Below are 18,378 nucleotides of genomic sequence, written 5' to 3'. Positions count from 1 at the left end.
AGTGGGAGTTGAGTATAAAACACGAGAAAAGGCATGATGATCGTCTTGCTGATCATTTCCAAGGATGCAGCATCGAGCCACTTAAAGACACGCCCAAACGAAAAAGCCGCCGATTCTTGCGAATCGGCGGCTTTTAAAATTCTTGGTGGTGATAGGTGGACTTGAACCACCGACCCCAGCATTATGAATGCTGTGCTCTAACCAACTGAGCTATATCACCTGCAACGCGAAGCATTATGAGGGTTGGGGCTTTTTCTGTCAACGCCATCGCTACGATTTTCTTCAAAAAAGTGATTTTGGCGGTGAATGCGGAACTTCCATCGTACACCAGTCGTCAAAACGTTGGCATATTGGTATTCTGGGTGCGGGGACATGACGTGATGTATTTCTAACGGGGGCTGTATGGCGACCAACATCTTTATCAACCTGCCGGTGCGCGACTTGCCGGCATCGATCAAATTCTTTACCCACCTCGGCTACTCGTTCAACCAGCACTACACCGACGACGGCGCCACCTGCATGATCGTGGCCGAGAATATCTTTGTCATGCTGCTCACCGAGCCGCGCTTCAAGACCTTCACGCCCAAGGCCATTGCCGATGCGCGTACGTCCACCGAGGTGCTGGTGTGTTTGCAGGTCGCTTCGCGCGATGCCGTCACCGCGCTGGTGAACAAGGCCGTCGAAGGCGGCGGCAGCACCTACAAGGAGCCGCAAGACCACGGCTTCATGTACGGCCACGGCTTCCAGGACCTGGACGGCCATTTATGGGAAATCATTTATATGGAATCGGCGCCGCCCACCACCTGACAGATGGCGTTAGCCGAGCCGGTCGGCCACGTGCGCCAGGATCTCGGCCGCCGGGTCTGTACCCAGGCAATCGACCACCACCCGGTCCGGCATGGAGCGTAACCACGTCAACTGGCGCTTGGCCAGCTGGCGCGTGGCGATGATGCCGGTCTCGCGCATGGTTTTGTAGTCGATCGTGCCATCGAGGTATTCCCACGCCTGGCGGTAGCCCACGCAGCGCATCGACGGCAGGCCCGGATGCAGGTCGCCGCGCCGGCGCAGTCGTTCCGTTTCCGTGATCAGGTTATCGTCGGCTGCTTCGTCGAGCATGATGTCGAAACGGCGCTCGATGCGCTTGTGCAGCACTGCGCGGTCGGACGGTTCGAGCGCCAGCGGCAGCAGCTCGAACGGCAGCTCGGTCTTGTCGCGCAGGGCCAGCAGTTCCGACATCGGCTTGCCGGCCAGGGCGCAAATTTCCAGCGCACGCTGGATGCGCTGGGCGTCGGCCGGCGCCAGGCGCGCAGCCGTTTCGGGGTCGAGCGTGGCCAGCCTGGCGTGCATGGCGGGCCAGCCGATGCGGGCGGCGTCGTCTTCGAGCTGGGCGCGCAGCGCCGGGTCGGCGCCGGGCAGGTCGTCGAGGCCGTCGGCCAGGCCCTTGAAGTACAACATGGTGCCGCCCACCAGCAGCGGCAGCTTGCCGCGCGCGACGATGTCGTCCACCAGCTGCAAGGTCGCCTTGCGGAACTGCGCCACCGAGTAGGAATCGAGCGGGTCGATGATGTCGATCAGGTGGTGCGGCACGGCGGCCAGTTCGGCGCGGGTGGGCTTGGCGGTGCCGATGTCCATGCCGCGATACACCAGGGCCGAATCGACCGAGATGATTTCGGACGGGATGCGCGCGGCAATCGCCAGCGCGGACGCGGTCTTGCCCGACGCGGTCGGCCCCATGATGGCTACCGCCAGCGGCTTGCTTGCAATATCACTCATTATTGGCCACGTAAAAACAGCTTGTCGAGCGCGCCGATTTCCACCTGCACCCAGGTAGGACGGCCGTGATTGCACTGGTCGGCGCGTTCGGTCTTTTCCATCTGGCGCAGCAGCGCGTTCATTTCCTGCACCGCCAGGATGCGGTTGGCGCGCACGGCCGTGTGGCAGGCGAGGGTGCCCAGCAGCTCGTTCTGGCGCTCGATCAATACGCGCGAGCCGCCGAATTCGCGCACGTCGCGCAGCACGTCGCGCGCCAGCGTTTGCGCATCGGCGTTCTTGAGCAGCACCGGCACCGAGCGCACGGCCAGCGTGGTGGGCGACAGCGCGGCAATGTCGAAGCCCAGTGCCTGTAACGTCTCCTGGTGTTCGTGGGCGGTGCCCACTTCCACCGCATCGGCATAGAAGGTGACGGGAATGAGCAGCGGCTGCACCTGCATTTCCTCGCCGGCCACGCGGCTCTCGAGCGCGGTTTTCAGCTGTTCGTACAGGATGCGTTCGTGGGCGGCGTGCATGTCCACCAGCACCAGGCCCTTGGCGTTTTGCGCCAGGATGTAGATGCCGTGCAGCTGCGCCAGCGCGAAGCCGAGCGGGAATTCTTCCTGCGCCATGGCGGCGGCCGACACGGTGAACGGGCTGCCTTGCGGCAGGGCCATGTCGGTTTGCGCGCGGTAGCTGTCCACGCGGCCGCTGCCGCTGCCATTACCGGCGAACAGCGCGCCGTACTTGTCCATGCTTTGTGCCACGCCACCTTCGGGCTGGCCGTAGCGTTGCCCGCCGAAGGCGCCGGCAGCGCTGTTAGCGCCAAAGCCACCGGCGACATCACCAAGGCTGCCGCTGCCATCGCCACGACTGCCAGCCCCGTACGGTGATGGCGAAAACGTCGGCGTGTAGTCGGGCGCCAGCAACGATCCGAACGACGTCTGCTCGCCGCGCCAGGTGGCGCTGGTGAGCGTGTCGGCGGCCGGCAGCGGCGACGGCACGCTGCCGTGCGCCGTGGCCGATGTTTGTGCCAGCGCGCGCTGCACCGCGTGGAACACAAACTGGTGCACCGCGCGGCTGTCGCGGAAGCGTACTTCGATTTTCGACGGGTGGACGTTGACGTCCACCAGCGCCGGGTCGAGTTCGAGCGCCAGCGCATACGACGGGAAGCGGTCGCCGTGCAGCACGTCCTGGTACGCCGCCTTGACCGCGTGCACCAGCACCTTGTCGCGCACGAAGCGGCCGTTCACATAAAAGAACTGGCCGTCGGCGCGCGCCTTGGACGCGGTGGGCAGGCCCGTATAGCCGTGGATGCGCAGCGGGCCTGCCGTCTCGTCAATCGGCAGGCGTGCTTCGGCAAAGCCTTCGCCGAGGATTTGCGCGCTGCGGCGCGCCATGTCGCACACATTCCAGTGGTCGATGGTGCGGCCGTTGTGGGTGAGGCTGAGCGAAACGTCGGGCCGCGCCAGCGCAATGCGGCGCACAACCTCGGCGCAGTGACCGAACTCGGTCTGCTCGGATTTTAAAAATTTGCGGCGCGCAGGCGTATTGAAATACAGGTCCTGGACATCGATGGTGGTGCCCAGCGCGCCCGACGATGGCGCTACCGTGCCCTCGTGCGAACCGACCAGCTCCCAGGCATGCGGCGCGTCGGCCGTGCGCGAGGTGACAGTGACGGCCGCCACCGAGGCGATCGATGCCAGCGCCTCGCCGCGAAAGCCCAGCGTGCCGACGTTTTCCAGGTCGTGCAGCGACGCGATCTTGGACGTGGCATGGCGCGCCAGGGCCAGCGGCATCTGCTCGGGCGGAATGCCACGGCCGTTGTCGGTGATGGCGATGCGTTTGACGCCGCCTTCCTCGAGCCGCACGCTGATCTGCGTGGCGCCGGCGTCGAGCGCGTTTTCCAGCAGTTCCTTGACCACGGCGGACGGCCGCTCGACCACCTCGCCGGCGGCGATCTGGGAGATCAGCTGGTCTGGCAAGGCCTGGATCGGGCGCGGCGGGCGGGCGGCATGGGGAGCGGTATCGGGGGCGTTCATCCCCGGATTATAACGCCGGACGCACCCGCACCGGGATCGGCGCATTGCACAGCTCTACATAGTTGGCCGCGTACTTGTTCCACGGCCCGCCGCGGTTGCGCTGCGCTTCGATCACCTGCTGGTAGATCGGCGCTTCGCTGCGCATCACTTCCAGCTGGATGCGTTCGGCAGCGGGCACGTCGGCCGCCAGCCGCACGCGGGTGATTGGCATTTTCGCTTCGCTGGCGCCGTAGAAGCCCATCGCCTCGCTGCCGCGCGGCAGCGACGACAGCAGCTCCATGCCCGACACCACGCGGCCCACGGCCGTGATGTTGCGGTCCAGGTGGCGCGGCGCGTGGCCGGTGATGGCGTACAGCTGTGAACCATTGCCGCTGTCGGTATCGGTGTCGCGCGCCACGCCCACGGTGGCGTAGCAGTGCGCTACCCAGGTGGTGTTGGTCTTGGGATCACGCCCGACCGGGAAGCCTTTGGAGTGGCCGATCTCGGGCGCGTAGCCATCGGCATCCTGCTGGCGCACGAAGTGCTTGTCAAAGCTGGTGGGCACGGTGAACTCGCCCGGCACCTTGGCCTTGGCCGAACCGAGCGGCTTGGGATTGTTTTCGTTGGCGTCGCCCCACTGGGCCACGTAGTTGTCCTGCGAGCGCATCATGGACAGGCCGTCGAAGTACTTTTCGCGCACCAGCGTCTTGATGTTGGCGGCGTTCTGCGGCGCGAAGTCCGTTGCCAGTTCGATCACCACGCGGCCGACCGGCAGATCCAGGTACAGGGTATTGGCTGGATCGAGCGGGCGCCAGTCGTCCGCCTTCGACTGTTTGACCAGGTCCGCCACCGTGGGCTTGACCGGCAATTCGGCCGCCATGGCCGAGGTCAGCACGCACGCCGTGGCGGAAAATATCACAGCGTTCCTTAACAACGGGTTAAACAGCATTCCGATCTCCTGGATTGAGACAAACCCGCTTGCGGCGGGTATGCCGACGATTGTAAACTGCCGTGGGTGGCCGAGGAAACTTAGACCGGCGGCAGCAGCGGTGGTGTATGATTCCGGCGCACACTTTACAGGAAGAATATGGATTTTATGCAATTCTTCGACATGCTGCTCCATGTCGATAAGTCATTGGAAGTGGTGATCCAACAGTACGGCACGCTGGTTTACGTGGTCTTGTTCGCAATTATTTTCTGCGAAACGGGCCTGGTGGTGTTGTTCTTCTTCCCGGGCGACAGCTTGCTGTTCATCGCCGGCGCCTTCTGCGCCACGGGCGACATGAATTTGTTGTTGCTCAACGTGCTACTCGTCACGGCCGCCGTCACCGGCAATACCCTCAATTACAAGATCGGCGGCGCCATCGGGCAACGCGTATACACGCACGACTATCGCTGGCTGAACAAGGACGCCATGCGACGTACCCACGACTTCTTTGAAAAGCATGGTGGCAAGACCATTGTGCTGGCGCGCTTCGTCCCGGTAGTGCGCACGTTCGCGCCGCTGGTGGCTGGCGTGTCCGAGATGCCGCATGGACGTTTTCAGTTGTACAACATCAGCGGCGCGCTGCTGTGGGTGGTGTCGCTGACCATGGCCGGCTACTTCTTCGGCAACATCCCGGTCGTGCGCGACCACCTGTCGGAAATCGTGATGGTGGCGATCGGCGTGGTGATGATCCCGATCCTGCTGGGCGGCGCCTGGCGCCTCGGAAGACGCGTCATCGGACGCTGAACCAGGTTTCACATACTTGCATTATCGACACGCTGCAATTAGCGGCAGCGTGTCCCCGCAGAAATATATCCCCTTGCCGGACCTCAAGTTTTCCCCAAATGCATCCGTAAACCAGAGGGTAACTGTTACTTCTGGAAACGTATGCGCCTGCTCCTCGCCCTGATCGCCTGCTGTTGTTGCGCCGTTGTGTCGGCCAATGACAAACAGGTCGATCCGCTGATTTCGCCCTCGACCAAGACGCCCTTGTCGGCGCTGGCGGGCGCGCGCGTGTACGGTGGCGCGGTGGGCCTGACCACGACCACGCCGCCGGGCAAGGCGCCCGTCAAGGAAGCTGCCGCCAAAGAGGCGCCGGCCAAGGATGGCAAGGATGCGCCGGCAGCGGGCGCGCGCAAGGGTGCCGAGGCGGCCAGCGACCCGGAAGCGGAACTGTCGGCCAAGATCGCCGCGCGGCTGGCGGCCATGCGCGCCACCCAGCAGGCGCGCGCGGCCGCGGCGGCTGCCAATGCCAAAAAAGCGGCGGCTGCCAAGGCCGCAGCGGCAGCGATCCCGCCGCCGCCCAAGGTGTACAGCAATGTCTGGTCCTACGAGGGCGAAGCCGGTCCCGCCAACTGGGCCAGGATCAATCCCGCCTGGGCCAAGTGCGGCACCGGCAACCGCCAGTCGCCGATCGATATCCGCGACGGCATGCGGGTGGACCTGGAGCAGATCAATTTCGATTACCACCCGTCGTCGTTCAACGTTACCGACAACGGCAAGACCGTGCAGGTGATGGTCGGACGTGGCAATTTCCTCAGCGTGGGCAACCGGATGTACGAGCTGGTGCAGTTCCATTTCCATCGTCCGTCCGAGGAGCGCATCAACGGCAAGGGTTACGAGATGGTCGTGCACCTGGTGCACAAGGATGGCGAGGGCCGCATCGCCATGCTGGCGCTGCTGCTCGAACGCGGCCGGCCGCAGCCGGCGATCCAGCAGGTGTGGAACAACCTGCCGCTGGAAAAAATGGAAACCATGGCCCCGGCCGAGACGCTCGACCCGATGGACCTGCTGCCGGCGCGGCGCGAGTACTACACCTTCATGGGCTCGATGAGCACGCCGCCGTGCGAGGAGGGCGTGCTGTGGCTGGTGATGAAGGAGCCGATCCAGGCCTCACCGGCGCAGATGGCGTTCTTCAGCCGCCTGTATCCTTATAATGCGCGCCCCGTGCAGCCAAGCTCCGGCCGCATTATCAAAGAATCCAACTAAGAGCGCCTGACAAAGCCTCCATGGCGGCGTTGCAGCGCCTCGCCGTACGTTCGTACTGTCTTCGTCGCTGCGCCTTGCCCTGGAGGCTTTGTCAGGCGCTTTGAATATCTATACGCCGATGCGGTGGCGGCCAATCCACTCGGCGCCGGCGGCCAGCGGCTGCTGGTCCACGCGTGCCGGTTCGATGCACACGAAGCGCAAATATTCGTCGTCGGCCAGATCGACCAGCGCGGCGGCGTCAGCCTGGCCCGGGTTCCATACCACCCATTCCGTAAAGCCCTGCTGCGACAGGTTGAACGTGGTGCTGGCCGTGTTGAGCATCAGCGTGGGCGTCGATTGGTACAGGCGGTCGTGCTTTTCGTTGAAATGCAGCGCCGGGTAGTCCTGGGTGCGGGTATTGAGTTCGTGGTCGGTGTATCGTTGGTGCTGCAGGCCGCTAATGGTCGTGGCGTTCAACTGGCCCACGTCGTAATAGGTGTGCAGCGCCACGCCGAACGGGAATGGCGCCGCGCCCGTGTTGCGCACTTTGAAATCGGCTTCGAGCGCGTTGCCGTGCAGGGTGAAACGCAGGGTCAGCGCGAACGCATGCGGCCACGCCTGCGCATGTTCCGGCGCCAGGTCGCTTTGGTCCAGTACCAGTTCCACGAACGAGCTGCCGTTGTCGCCGCCGCTGTCGGCCAGGCGCCAGGTGGATACGCGGGCAAAGCCGTGGCGCAGGCCGGGACCGCGCACATTAAACTGCGGGAAGATGACCGGCACGCCGCCGCGGATGGCCTTGCTGCCGTCGAGCGGGGTCTGGCTGCTGACGAACAGGCGTTCCACGCCGTCGCCGGTTCTCCACGACAGCAGGTGGGCGCCGAACAGCGCGACCGTGGCCTGGGCGCCGTCCGGCGCGGTGAATTGCACTGCGGGCAGTGCGCCAAATTGCGTCATCGTGACAGCCATGTGGTTTCCGTGTGAGAGTTCAGGTTAATCTGTTGCGGGCGAGCGGCGGGTTGCGGGCAAAGTAGGTACGGATGCCCTTGACGATGGCGTCGGCCATCTGGTTCTGGTAATTCTCGTCGCGCAGCTTGGCTTCTTCTTCCGGGTTGGAGATGAAGGCGGTCTCGATCAGGATCGATGGAATGTCGGGCGCCTTCAATACCGCGAAGCCGGCCTGCTCGACCGAGCCCTTGTGCAGGCGGTTGATGCCGCCGATTTCGGCCAGCACCGACTTGCCCAGCTTGAGGCTGTCGTTGATCTGCGCGGTGGTGGACAGGTCGAGCAGCACGCTGGCCAGTTGCTTGTCGTGCGAGCGCACGTTGACGCCGCCGATGGTGTCGGCCTCGTTTTCCTTGTCCGCCAGCCAGCGCGCCGCCGACGAGCTGGCGCCTTTTTCCGACAGCGCGAACACCGACGAGCCGCGCGCGGTAGGCTGCACGAAGGCGTCGGCGTGGATCGAGACGAACAGGTCGGCCTGCACCTTGCGCGCCTTTTCCACGCGCTTGCCCAGCGGGACAAAATAATCGCCGTCGCGGGTGAGCATCACGCGGATATTGGGGATGGCTTCGAGCTTGCCCTTGAGGCGCTTGGCGATCGCCAGCACGATGTCCTTCTCGCGGCTGCCGTTGCGCCCGGACGCGCCGGGGTCTTCGCCGCCATGGCCCGGATCGAGCGCGATGGTGATGATGCGCTCCAGCTTGTCGGCCTTGCCACCCTTGGCGGGCGGGCGGGTTTGTGCTTCGGCGGTCTTGACCTGCTCGCGCAGTTCGGCGCGCGGCTCGGCCTTGATGTCGGGTTTGAGCGCCTGCAACTGGTCCTGCGGCGTGGGCTGGACCGCGATCGGTGGCTGCGCCGGTTGCGCTGCGCCGGCGGGCGGGGCGGCCTTCTCGCCGGTGGTCCAGTTGCCTTCCTCGATCATGGCGGCAATCGGGTCCGCTTCCTTGACCGGGTACAAATCGAAAATCAGGCGGTGCTTGTACGCGCCGGCCGGCGCCAGCGTAAACACCTGCGGCTTGATTTCTTCCTTGAGGTCGAACACCAGGCGCACTACGTTGGGCCGGTTCTGGCCCACGCGCACCTGCTTGATGTACGGGTCGTTGGACTGGATCTTGGCCACCAGGCCCTTCAGAGTGGGGTTCAGCTCCAGCCCCTCGATATCGACCACCATGCGCTCGGGATCCTTGACCATGAAGTGGGTGGTCTTGAGTTCGGCGTCGTTTTCCAGCGTGACGCGCGTGTAGTCGTCGGCCGGCCACACGCGCACGGCGAGGATTTGCGCGGCAAACGCGGGCAGCGGCGCAAACACCGACAACAGCAGGGTGGCGCCGGCCTTGAGGACCGTGCGGCGGTTGCGGACCACGGGGGCGAGTGGATCGCTCACAGCTGGGCGGCGAATTTGAGGCGTTGAAGGCATGAGGTACCCAGGGCGGTAGACGCCTGCAATTCTACATCACGGCCCACGCCTGCCACGGTCAGATACAGGTCGATATCGGCAGGCGGCAGCACGCCGTCGGCCTTTTCCGGCCATTCGACGATGCAGATGTTGTCACCATTAAAATCTTCGCGGAAGCCGGCGTCGAGGAATTCCTCGGCGCTGCCCATGCGGTACAGGTCGAAATGAATCACGCCCACTGCGCGCCCGTCCAGCTGCACCTGGTACGGTTCCGACAAGGTGTACGTGGGGCTCTTGACCGTGCCCACGTGGCCGGCCGCGTGCAGCAGCGCACGGGTGAGCGCGGTTTTGCCGGCGCCCAGGTCGCCGTGCAGGTAGATCGTCAGGCCAGGCGCCAACGCCCGCGCCAGCGACGCGCCGAGGGCCAGCGTGGCTGCTTCCTCGGCGAGATGGGCTTTGAAATGGGCGTGTTGGGCGTTCATATGGGCTTCAATCTCCGGCATCGAATAAAATGTGATGTTATGGCAGGCAAAATCGCCAGCCATTGTAACCGCCAGCGCTTCTATCTTCCACGCCGATGTCCCTGTCCGAATCCAATTTAGCGCAACTGGCCCTGAGCATCAAGCGCTGGGGTGTGGAGCTGGGCTTTGCCGAGATCCGCATCACCGACATCGACCTGTCCCATGCGGAGGCCGGCCTGCAAGCCTGGCTCGACGCCGGCATGCATGGCGAAATGGACTACATGGCCACGCACGGCATGCTGCGCGCGCGCCCGGCCGAACTGGTGCCGGGCACGGTGCGGGTGATCAGCGCCCGCATGAACTACCTGCCGAGGGACACGGAAAGCGACTGGCGCGAGCGCGAGGCGCGCCGCCTGGCCGACCCCGGCGCGGCCGTGATCTCCGTGTATGCGCGCGGCCGCGACTATCACAAGGTGCTGCGCGCCCGGCTGCAGCAACTGGCCGATAAAGTGAAAGCAGAGATTGGCGATTTCGGCTACCGGGTGTTTACCGATTCGGCGCCGTTGATGGAATTGCCGCTGGCGGAAAAGGCCGGCCTGGGCTGGCGCGGCAAGCACACGCTGCTACTGAGCCGCACGGCCGGCTCGATGTTCTTCATGGGCGAATTCCTGGTCGATCTGCCATTGCCGGTGGACGCCCCCACCAGCGGCCACTGCGGCCAGTGCAGCGCTTGCATCACCACCTGTCCCACCCAGGCGATCCTGGGACCGGGCCGGCTCGATGCGCGGCGCTGCATTTCGTACCTGACCATCGAACTGAAAAACGCCATACCGCTCGAGCTGCGCCCGCTGATCGGCAACCGCGTGTACGGCTGCGACGACTGCCAGACCGCCTGCCCATGGAACAAGTTTGCCGAGCGCGCGGTGTTGCCCGACTTCGACCAGCGCCACGGCCTCGGTGATGCGTCGATGATCGAATTGTTCGGCTGGAGCGCCGAGGAATTCAACCGCAAGATGGAAGGCAGTCCGATCCGCCGCATCGGTCACGAGCGCTGGCTGCGCAACCTGGCCGTGGGCCTCGGTAACGCGGCGGCGGCAGGCGCCAAAGGCGAACCAGCGATTGTCGCGGCGCTGCAGGCGCGCTGCGACGACCCGTCGCCGCTGGTGCGCGAACACGTGCAATGGGCGCTGGCCTGTCACGCCTGACTCGGCTACACTCGGACGGTTTTCCTCCACATAAGGGCCGTGCCGATGCAAACTTCCCCTCCACTGTTAGCGCTGTACGTTGCCGCAGCGTTTACCCTCGCCGCTCCCGCAGCCTCCGCCGCCAAATTCGACGAATGGGCCAACCAGGTCGCCAGCGACAAGGTGCGCAAGGACCCCGAGCAAGCCACGCGCATCCAGTACTTCAAGGGCGCCGAGCAGGACAAGCTCGACGGCCTGCTCACACCGAACACTGTCGCCTACCGCGCGGCTGAAGTGGCCAGTGCCAAGGCCACGCTGGCGAAATTGAACGCGATGGACCAGAAGGCCCTGACGCCGCAGGAACGCGCCGGCATGGCCACCATCGCCTGGAATCTGCAAGGTACCATCGACGGCGCCCAATTCGAGGACCACCGTTTCGTGTTCAACCAGTTCACCGGTCTGCACGTGCAGCTGGTGAACTTCCTCACGCAAGCGCATCCGATCCGCAACCGGCGCGATATCGAGAACTACCTGGCGCGCTTGAAGGCGGTGCCTGGCAAGGTCGATACCGGCATCGCCCGCGCGCGCGACGCCGCCGGCCGCGGCTTCCTGATGCCCACTTTTATCACCCATTCCGCCATCGGCCAGCTCGATCGCTTTCTCGACGGCGGCGCCGACAAGAACGTGTTTGTCACCACCTTTGCGCAGCGCATGGAAAAGGTCAAGGATGTCACGCCCGCGCAGCAGGCCAAATTCGCGGCCGAGGCGCAGGCCATTGTGGCCAAATCGGTGTTGCCGGCATTCGAGCGCACGCGCGCGCTGCTGCGCGAGCAGCTGCCGCGCACCACCGACGATGCCGGTCTCTGGCGCCTGCCCGACGGCGACAAGGCCTACGCGGTGGCGCTGCGCCAGATGACGTCCTCGGACTACACGCCGCAGCAGGTGCACGACATCGGCCTGCGCGAAGTGGCGCGCATCGAGAAGGAAATGGACGGCCTCCTGGTATCGATCGGTTACAAGGAGGGCTCGATCAAGGAGCGCATGGCCAAGCTGGAAAAGGATTCGCAGCCCAAGGTCGATCCTCAAGCCGACCCGCGTCCTGCGTTATTGGAACGCTACACGGCCTACATGCGCGACGCCGAAGTGCGCGCCAAAACGCTGTTCGACCACGTACCGAAGGCGCCGGTGGAAGTGCGCCGCGAGCCGCCGTTTACCGAGAAGACTGCGGCCGCCCACTACAGCGGTCCGGCGCGCGACGGCACCTTGCCGGGCATCTTCTGGGCGCCGCTGCCGGGGCCCGACTTCCGCATCGTCGGCATGCGCACCCTGGTCTATCACGAGGCGGTGCCGGGCCACCACTTCCAGATCGCGCTACAGCAGGAAAATACCAGCCTGCCGCGCTACCGCCAGGACCGCGTGTTCAATACGGGATCGGCCTTCACGGAAGGCTGGGCGCTGTATGCCGAGCAGCTGGCAGCGGAAAACAACTGGTACGAGGGCGATACGGTCGGCCGCCTAGGCCAGCTCGACGCGGAACTGTTCCGCGCGCGCCGGCTGGTGGTCGATACCGGCCTGCACGCGATGAAGTGGACGCGCCAGCAAGGCATCGACTACGGTATTCCGGCAGCGGAAGTGGAGCGCTACGTGGTAATGCCGGGCCAGGCATGCGCATACAAGATCGGCATGCTGCGCATCCTCGACCTGCGCGCCAAGGCGCAGGCGGCGCTGGGCGACAAATTCTCGATCAAGGGCTTCCACAACACGGTGCTCGACCTGGGCAACGTGCCGTTGTCGGTACTGGAGCAGGCAGTGGATGAATGGGTGGCCAGGCAGAAGGCTGCCTGATACAGCACGCTATTTCAGCAGGCCCGCCAGCTCCACGGCGGTCTTGACCTGCATCTTGTCGAAGATATGCGCGCGGTGCACTTCCACCGTGCGCATGCTGATGCCCAGTTCATCGGCCACCACCTTGTTCATCTTGCCGGCCAAAATCAGGTCCAGCACCTCGCGTTCGCGCACCGACAAGGTGGCCAGGCGCGCGTGGATCGCCGCCATTTCTCCCGCCTGGCGCGAGCCGGCCAGGCCTTCCTGCACGCGGTCCATCAACTGGTTGTCGTTGAACGGCTTTTCGAAAAAGTCGAAGGCGCCGCGTTTCAGGGTGTCCACCGCCATCGGCACGTCGCCGTGACCGGTGAGGAAGATCACCGGCATGCGTGCGGTGAGGTGGCGCGCGGCCAGGTGGTCGAACACGGCCACGCCGTTCATGTCGGGCATGCGCACGTCGAGCAGCACGCAGTCGCCGCCCGGGTCGAAATCGCCGCTGTCGACCTGTTGCAGGAATTGCAGGGCGCCCTCGTAGGCGCGTGCGGCGATCCCGCGCGAAGTGGCCAGCCAGGTCAGCGCGTCGCGTACGACCGCTTCGTCATCGACGATATGCAGCATTTGTTCAAGTCTCCTCTGTCGCCACCGCCGGTGCTGCCGGCAATACGAATGTAAATATGGTTCCGCCCTGCGGATTGGCGCTGTAAGTGAGCGAGCCGCCATGGAATTCTATCGCAGTGCGGCAGATGTTGAGCCCCATGCCCATGCCTTCGGACTTGGTGGAGAAGAAGGGCGAGAACAAACGCTGCGCCACTTCGTCGGAAATGCCGTGCCCGCGGTCGATCACGGCCACGCTCACCTGGTTCGCTGGCGCGTCGTAAGACGCCACCACGTTGAGCAGGCGCTGGTGTGGCGCCACGTTCTGCATGGCGTCGATGGCGTTGCGGGTAAGGTTGAGCAGCACCTGCTCGATCATCACGTGGTCGGCCAGTACCGGCGGCAGGCCTGGTGGCAGTTCGGTCTGGAACGTCACGTAGCGCTGGCGCGCCTGCAGTTCGATCAGGGTGCGGATGCCGTCGAGCAGCGCGGGCAGGGCCACGGCCTGGCGCTGCGGTTCGCGTTTTTTGACGAACCCGTGCACGCTGCGGATGATCTGGCCGGCGCGCTGGGCCTGGGCGCTGGCCTGTTCCAGCGCAGGTTTCAATAAGGCGCCATCGACCGGCGTGCCCTGGTCGGCGGCGCGCCCCAGCACATTCAGGGCGCCGGTGGTGTAGCTGGAAATGGCGGCCAGCGGCTGATTGAGTTCGTGCGCAAGCATCGAGGCCAGTTCGCCCATGGTGGCCAGGCGCGCGCTCGATTGCAGCTTTTCTTCCTGCTGGCGGTTGAGTTCCTCCACCCGCTTGCGGTCCGAGATATCGAGGATGGAACCCATCCAGCCGGTCTGCTTGCCGAGGTTGTCCACCAGCGGCGCCTCGAATACCAGCACCGGCACGCGCGAACCGTCGGGGCGCTGGAAGATGGTCTCGAACTGCGGAGTGGCCTTGCCCGCCAGGACCGACGCGAAGCGGCTCTGGTATTCCTCCATCGCCTCCGGCGCCCAGTAGGGCATCGGCGGCAGCTTGCCCACGATGTCTTCGGGCGGGTAGCCGACGATTTCGCAAAACGCCGGATTGACATACGTGATGCGTCCTTCGAGGTCGCGCGCGCGCAGTCCCGTGACCAGGGAGTTTTCCATCGCGGTGCGGAACGACACCTGCTGGCGCAGCGCGCCCTCGGCCGCCAGCCGTTTCGAGATATGGCCCCACAGCGCCACCAGGCTCCATAACAGTCCGAGCGAGAGCACGATCACCGAGCCGACCAGCAAATTGGGCAACAGCTTGGGCGCGCTCTTGACGCTGTCGGTTACGAGCCGCACCGAGGCGCCGGGCAGGTCGAGCGCGCGCTTGTGGGTGTATACGCCGTGGCCGGGGCCAGCGGCGGCGCGGCGCGCCAGTACCTTGTCGTCGCGGTCCACCAGCGTGACCTGGTTGTCCTGCGCGAACCACCACGGCACCATTTCGTCGAGCAAGGCGCTGGTGCGGTACGTGGCCACCAGGTCGCCCAGGTATTCGCCGCCGCGATAGAGCGGCACGTGGTAGTCCATCAGCACTTCGGTGGGGTCGGCGGTGGGGTCGCCAGGCCGGGCCTCGGGCTGGGTGTACATGGCGCTGCGGGTCTTGCGCGTCACGTCCATGGTCGCCTGCGAGGCTGGCGAGAGCGGCACGGCCGTCGGTTGCGTATCGCTGGTGGCCACCAGGTGGCCGTCGGGCCGCAGCCAGAACACGCGCAGCAGTTCGTTGCCGTTCTTGAGGATGCGCGCCATGCGGTCGTGCAGCTGGTCGTGCTGCAGGCGGCCGCTATTGATCTCCTGCGCCAGCTGGCGCAGGCTTTCCTCGTCGCGCGCCATCTGGAAGCGGATGGTCTGCTCTACCCACAGGGTGTCGGCGATCAGCTGCTCCTGGCGCTCGTTGCTCTCCATCTGGCGCGCCTGCCATGGCAGCCAGATCAGGATCGCCAGGAAGAACAGCACCAGCAGGATCGGCAGCAACCAGCGCAGCGCAGTACTCCGTTGCGGACGGGGCACGGCAAAAGGGGAAGAAAGCGGCTGGTTCATGCGGTGGTGGACGGTCTGTATAAAATGGCAAATATTGGCTTTGTCCGGGAGAATCGGTCAAACTACCGGCACAAGTGTATCTTTAAATTCCGGAGACTCCATGAAACTGCGCCTCGCCCTGGCCGCCGCCGTTGTCGCTGTTGCTTTCAGCGCAGCGTTGAGCGGACATGCCTACGCCCAGGCACCGATCGTCATCAAGTTCAGCCACGTCGTCGCGCGCGACACGCCCAAGGGGCAGGCGGCGGAACGCTTCAAATTGCTGGCCGAGCAAGCTACCAAGGGCCGGGTCAAGGTCGAAGTGTATCCGAACAGCCAGCTCTACAAGGATAAAGAAGAGCTGGAAGCCTTGCAGCTGGGCGCCGTGCAAATGCTGGCGCCGTCGCTGGCCAAGTTCGGCCCGCTGGGCGTGAAGGAGTTCGAGGCCTTCGATTTGCCGTACATCTTCCCGTCCAAGGCCATGCTCAACAGCGTGACCGAAGGGCCGATCGGCCGCAGCCTGCTGAAAAAGCTCGAATCGAAGGGCATCACCGGGCTGGCGTTCTGGGACAACGGCTTCAAGGTCATGTCGGCCAACAAGCCGCTGCGCAAACCGGCGGACTTCAAGGATTTGCGCATGCGCATACAGTCGTCGAAAGTGCTCGACGCCCAGATGCGCGCGCTGGGCGCCAACCCGCAGGTGCTGGCATTTTCGGACGTGTACCAGGCGCTGCAGAGCGGCGTGGTGGAGGGTACCGAGAATACGCCGTCCAATATGTATACCCAGAAGATGCACGAGATGCAGAAGTACGTGACCGTGTCCAACCACGGTTACCTGGGCTACGCGGTGATCGTCAACAAGAAGTTCTGGGACGGCCTGCCCACCGAGATCCGCCGCGCGCTCGACAATGCCATGCAGGAAGCGACCGCCTACGAGAAAGCCATCGCCCAGCGCGACAACGACGCCGCCCTGGAAGCGATCCGCAAGACCGGCAAGACCCAGGTGATCACGCTCACGCCCCAGGAACAGGCCGAGTGGCGCGCGGCCATGGTGCCGGTGCAGCGGGCCATGGAAAGCCGGATCGGCAAGGACCTGATTGCGTCGATGAACAAGCAGGCGGCGAAGTGATCGCAACTCCGAGCGCCAGATTATTGCGCGCAAGTCAAAAAACTTGGACTTTTGCGCTGTATCAAACGCATACCATAAAATTAGTCACTCTTCAGAAAATTTAATTTACTCTTAAAGTATCGGTTCAAGGTTGTCATAAAAAAACTGTATTGCGGAGATAAAGATACGTTATGATTGCTTCGCTCTCAGGGATAACGCATAAGTAAATGCGAACCTTGAACCAGAGCCCCGAATAGTCAGTGGGGAGTGAAGATAGAATCGGTGATCAAAAACCGGCGATAGATTGAGGAGACACACGTTTTACAGAATGCCGTTGCTTAGCCTCTGCAAGCCGCCACAAGCGTGCGTTAGGGTAGTTACCCGGGCAGATAAACAAGGCGGGTAAATGGCCGGGAACGTGAAGCAGGATTTGAAAGCGCACCTAAGGGTGCGCTTTTTTTTGTCCGTTTTTTTTGCCCAGGCCCCGTACAATGCCGGGTGGCGCCGACAAAAACCGCGCACGGGGAGGTAGCCGCCGCTCCCTTTCGTGTAGTAAATGCGCAACATATTGGTGCATCGGCACAACAGAACGCGACCCTTTTTGGTGCATTTGGATAGAAAAATTGTGACGAAAATACCACAAGTGTATGAAAATTTTTCGGCTGTGCTGGCCCTGCCATTTGGCAAACTGGGCATTCGCACCGTGGCGGGGCAGATTACCGAGCTGTGCTATTTGCCGCCCCATGTCGAGGCAAAGGCGCCCACCGACGCGCCCGCCCGCCTGGCTGCCGAGCAATTGCAGCGGTACTGCGCCGACCCGTCTTTTGTCTTCGACCTGCCGCTGCGCCCGGCCGGCACCGACTTCCAGCGCAAGGTGTGGGACGCCATCAGCTCGATTCCTGCCGGCAGCATGCGCACCTATGGCGAGCTGGCCAGGCACGTCGGCTCCGCGCCGCGCGCGGTGGGCCAGGCGTGCGGCGCCAACTGGTTTCCGGTGGTAATTCCGTGCCACCGGGTGACCGCTGCCGGCGGCCTGGGCGGCTTTTCCAATAGCGACGACCCCAACGGCTACCTGCTGGGCATCAAGCGCTGGCTGCTGGCGCACGAAGGATCGAGCGAATACGCATGGCAACAAACAACCCTGATCTGATCGACGAGTTCTGCGACAGCCTGTGGCTCGAGGATGGCCTGTCGAAGAACACGCTCGACGCCTACCGGCGCGACATGCGCCTGTTTGCCACCTGGCTGCAATCGCAGCGGCCCCACCTGGGCGAGGCCAGCCTGCTGGCCGTGGCCGGGCACGATATCGAAGCCTACCTGGCGGCGCGCCATGCCGACAGCGGCAAGGCGACCTCGTCCAACCGCCGGCTGTCGGTGATCAAGCGGTTTTACCAGATGCTGGTGCAGCGGCGCCGCCTGACGGACGATCCCAGCCTCAAGCTCGCGTCCGCCAAACAGCCGCAGCGCTTCGTCCACACCTTGAGCGAAATTCAAGTGGAGGCGCTGCTGGGCGCCCCCGACCTGAACACGCCGCTGGGCCTGCGCGACCGCACCATGCTGGAATTGATGTATGCGAGCGGCTTGCGGGTGTCCGAGCTGGTCGAGCTGAAAATGCTCGAACTGAGCATGAACGACGGCGCGCTGCGCATTACCGGCAAAGGCGCCAAGACCCGGCTGGTGCCGTTCGGCCAGCAGGCGCGGGTGTGGATCGAGCGATATGTGAAGGACGCGCGTGGCATCATCCTCAACGGCCAGGTCGATGACGCGCTGTTTGTCACCGGGCGCGGCGGCGCCATGACGCGCCAGATGTTCTGGGTGTTAATTAAAAAACACGCGCTCAAGGCCGGGATTACCGTGCCGCTGTCGCCGCATACCTTGCGCCATGCGTTTGCCACCCACTTGCTCAACCACGGCGCCGACCTGCGCGTGGTGCAGCTGTTGCTCGGCCATTCAGACATTTCCACCACACAGATTTACACCCATGTAGCCCGTGAGCGACTGAAGTTGCTGCATGCGGCGCATCATCCTCGCGGCTGAATTACTTGCGTTTGGCTCAA

General features: G+C 64.1%; 17 protein-coding genes and 1 tRNA gene. 9 read left to right on the top strand and 9 right to left on the bottom strand.

Going from position 1 to position 18,378, the window contains the following annotated elements; translation table 11 throughout:
- Positions 1 to 33 precede the first annotated feature (33 nt).
- Entirely contained in the window at positions 34 to 165 is a 132-nt protein-coding gene (locus F8197_RS29160; RefSeq protein ID WP_255360912.1) for a hypothetical protein, read from the top strand.
- On the opposite strand, the gene F8197_RS11570 is transcribed toward F8197_RS29160, so the two are convergent.
- Positions 144 to 220: transfer RNA gene (locus F8197_RS11570), tRNA-Met, on the bottom strand. The two genes, F8197_RS29160 and F8197_RS11570, sit on opposite strands and share 22 nt — an antisense overlap.
- A gap of 182 nt (positions 221 to 402) precedes the next feature.
- On the opposite strand from F8197_RS11570, the gene F8197_RS11565 reads away from it, so the two are divergent.
- Complete coding sequence (locus tag F8197_RS11565) at positions 403 to 807, top strand: VOC family protein (RefSeq protein ID WP_056141511.1); 405 nt, start codon at positions 403 to 405, stop codon at positions 805 to 807.
- A 9-nt stretch (positions 808 to 816) separates the two neighbouring features.
- Here F8197_RS11565 and miaA read toward each other — a convergent pair whose 3' ends face one another.
- The 3 genes from miaA to F8197_RS11550 are packed head-to-tail and all read right to left on the bottom strand — an operon-like array spanning position 817 to position 4,719.
- Positions 817 to 1,773 (bottom strand): tRNA (adenosine(37)-N6)-dimethylallyltransferase MiaA, encoded by a 957-nt coding sequence (gene miaA / locus F8197_RS11560; protein ID WP_152881920.1) that lies wholly within the window; start codon positions 1,771 to 1,773, stop codon positions 817 to 819.
- The gene (mutL, locus tag F8197_RS11555) at positions 1,773 to 3,791 is read right to left on the bottom strand and encodes a DNA mismatch repair endonuclease MutL (RefSeq protein ID WP_193333404.1); all 2,019 of its coding nucleotides are present in this window, start codon (positions 3,789 to 3,791) and stop codon (positions 1,773 to 1,775) included. Before mutL ends, miaA begins: the two co-directional genes overlap by 1 nt.
- 7 nt (positions 3,792 to 3,798) lie before the next feature.
- Positions 3,799 to 4,719, bottom strand: a complete 921-nt coding sequence (locus F8197_RS11550) for a peptidylprolyl isomerase (RefSeq protein WP_152881918.1) — start codon at positions 4,717 to 4,719, stop codon at positions 3,799 to 3,801.
- 138 nt (positions 4,720 to 4,857) lie between these two features.
- Between F8197_RS11550 and F8197_RS11545 the strand changes: the two genes are divergently transcribed.
- A complete protein-coding gene (locus F8197_RS11545) occupies positions 4,858 to 5,502 on the top strand; it encodes a VTT domain-containing protein (protein ID WP_019924610.1) in 645 nt (214 codons plus the stop codon).
- 141 nt (positions 5,503 to 5,643) lie between these two features.
- Positions 5,644 to 6,744 (top strand): carbonic anhydrase, encoded by a 1,101-nt coding sequence (locus F8197_RS11540; protein ID WP_152881917.1) that lies wholly within the window; start codon positions 5,644 to 5,646, stop codon positions 6,742 to 6,744.
- A 108-nt stretch (positions 6,745 to 6,852) separates the two neighbouring features.
- On the opposite strand, the gene F8197_RS11535 is transcribed toward F8197_RS11540, so the two are convergent.
- Genes F8197_RS11535 through tsaE form a run of 3 tightly spaced genes read right to left on the bottom strand, consistent with a single transcriptional unit; the run spans position 6,853 to position 9,600 of the window.
- Positions 6,853 to 7,689: a D-hexose-6-phosphate mutarotase gene (locus F8197_RS11535; protein ID WP_152881916.1), complete on the bottom strand. Its 837-nt coding sequence runs from the start codon at positions 7,687 to 7,689 to the stop codon at positions 6,853 to 6,855.
- A 19-nt stretch (positions 7,690 to 7,708) separates the two neighbouring features.
- A complete protein-coding gene (locus F8197_RS11530) occupies positions 7,709 to 9,139 on the bottom strand; it encodes an N-acetylmuramoyl-L-alanine amidase (RefSeq protein WP_152881915.1) in 1,431 nt (476 codons plus the stop codon).
- The gene (tsaE, locus tag F8197_RS11525; protein WP_152881914.1) at positions 9,103 to 9,600 is read right to left on the bottom strand and encodes a tRNA (adenosine(37)-N6)-threonylcarbamoyltransferase complex ATPase subunit type 1 TsaE; all 498 of its coding nucleotides are present in this window, start codon (positions 9,598 to 9,600) and stop codon (positions 9,103 to 9,105) included. The genes F8197_RS11530 and tsaE overlap by 37 nt, the downstream gene beginning before the upstream one ends.
- Positions 9,601 to 9,695: 95 nt before the next feature.
- Between tsaE and queG the strand changes: the two genes are divergently transcribed.
- Positions 9,696 to 10,784, top strand: coding sequence for a tRNA epoxyqueuosine(34) reductase QueG (gene queG, locus F8197_RS11520; RefSeq protein ID WP_152881913.1), 1,089 nt, complete (start codon positions 9,696 to 9,698; stop codon positions 10,782 to 10,784).
- A gap of 45 nt (positions 10,785 to 10,829) precedes the next feature.
- Positions 10,830 to 12,608, top strand: coding sequence for a DUF885 family protein (locus tag F8197_RS11515; protein WP_152881912.1), 1,779 nt, complete (start codon positions 10,830 to 10,832; stop codon positions 12,606 to 12,608).
- A gap of 9 nt (positions 12,609 to 12,617) precedes the next feature.
- Here F8197_RS11515 and F8197_RS11510 read toward each other — a convergent pair whose 3' ends face one another.
- Together F8197_RS11510 and F8197_RS11505 are read right to left on the bottom strand one after the other, a co-directional pair.
- Positions 12,618 to 13,205 (bottom strand): response regulator transcription factor, encoded by a 588-nt coding sequence (locus F8197_RS11510; protein WP_056141486.1) that lies wholly within the window; start codon positions 13,203 to 13,205, stop codon positions 12,618 to 12,620.
- Positions 13,206 to 13,209: 4 nt separating this feature from the next.
- Complete coding sequence (locus F8197_RS11505) at positions 13,210 to 15,237, bottom strand: PAS domain-containing sensor histidine kinase (RefSeq protein WP_152881911.1); 2,028 nt, start codon at positions 15,235 to 15,237, stop codon at positions 13,210 to 13,212.
- A gap of 100 nt (positions 15,238 to 15,337) precedes the next feature.
- Here F8197_RS11505 and F8197_RS11500 point away from each other — a divergent pair, with 100 nt between their 5' ends.
- From F8197_RS11500 to xerD, 3 genes are all read left to right on the top strand, one after another.
- On the top strand, positions 15,338 to 16,342 hold the full coding sequence (locus F8197_RS11500) for a TRAP transporter substrate-binding protein (RefSeq protein ID WP_152881910.1): 1,005 nt from the start codon (positions 15,338 to 15,340) through the stop codon (positions 16,340 to 16,342).
- 622 nt (positions 16,343 to 16,964) lie between these two features.
- Entirely contained in the window at positions 16,965 to 17,471 is a 507-nt protein-coding gene (locus tag F8197_RS11495; RefSeq protein WP_056141480.1) for a methylated-DNA--[protein]-cysteine S-methyltransferase, read from the top strand.
- Positions 17,447 to 18,358: a site-specific tyrosine recombinase XerD gene (gene xerD, locus F8197_RS11490; protein ID WP_056141479.1), complete on the top strand. Its 912-nt coding sequence runs from the start codon at positions 17,447 to 17,449 to the stop codon at positions 18,356 to 18,358. Before F8197_RS11495 ends, xerD begins: the two co-directional genes overlap by 25 nt.
- Positions 18,359 to 18,378 lie beyond the last annotated feature (20 nt).

Origin of the sequence: Duganella sp. FT27W (assembly GCF_009295655.1) — a bacterium.
Taxonomy (GTDB): domain Bacteria; phylum Pseudomonadota; class Gammaproteobacteria; order Burkholderiales; family Burkholderiaceae_D; genus Rugamonas; species Rugamonas zoogloeoides.
This window is presented reverse-complemented; position numbering and strand designations above follow the sequence as displayed.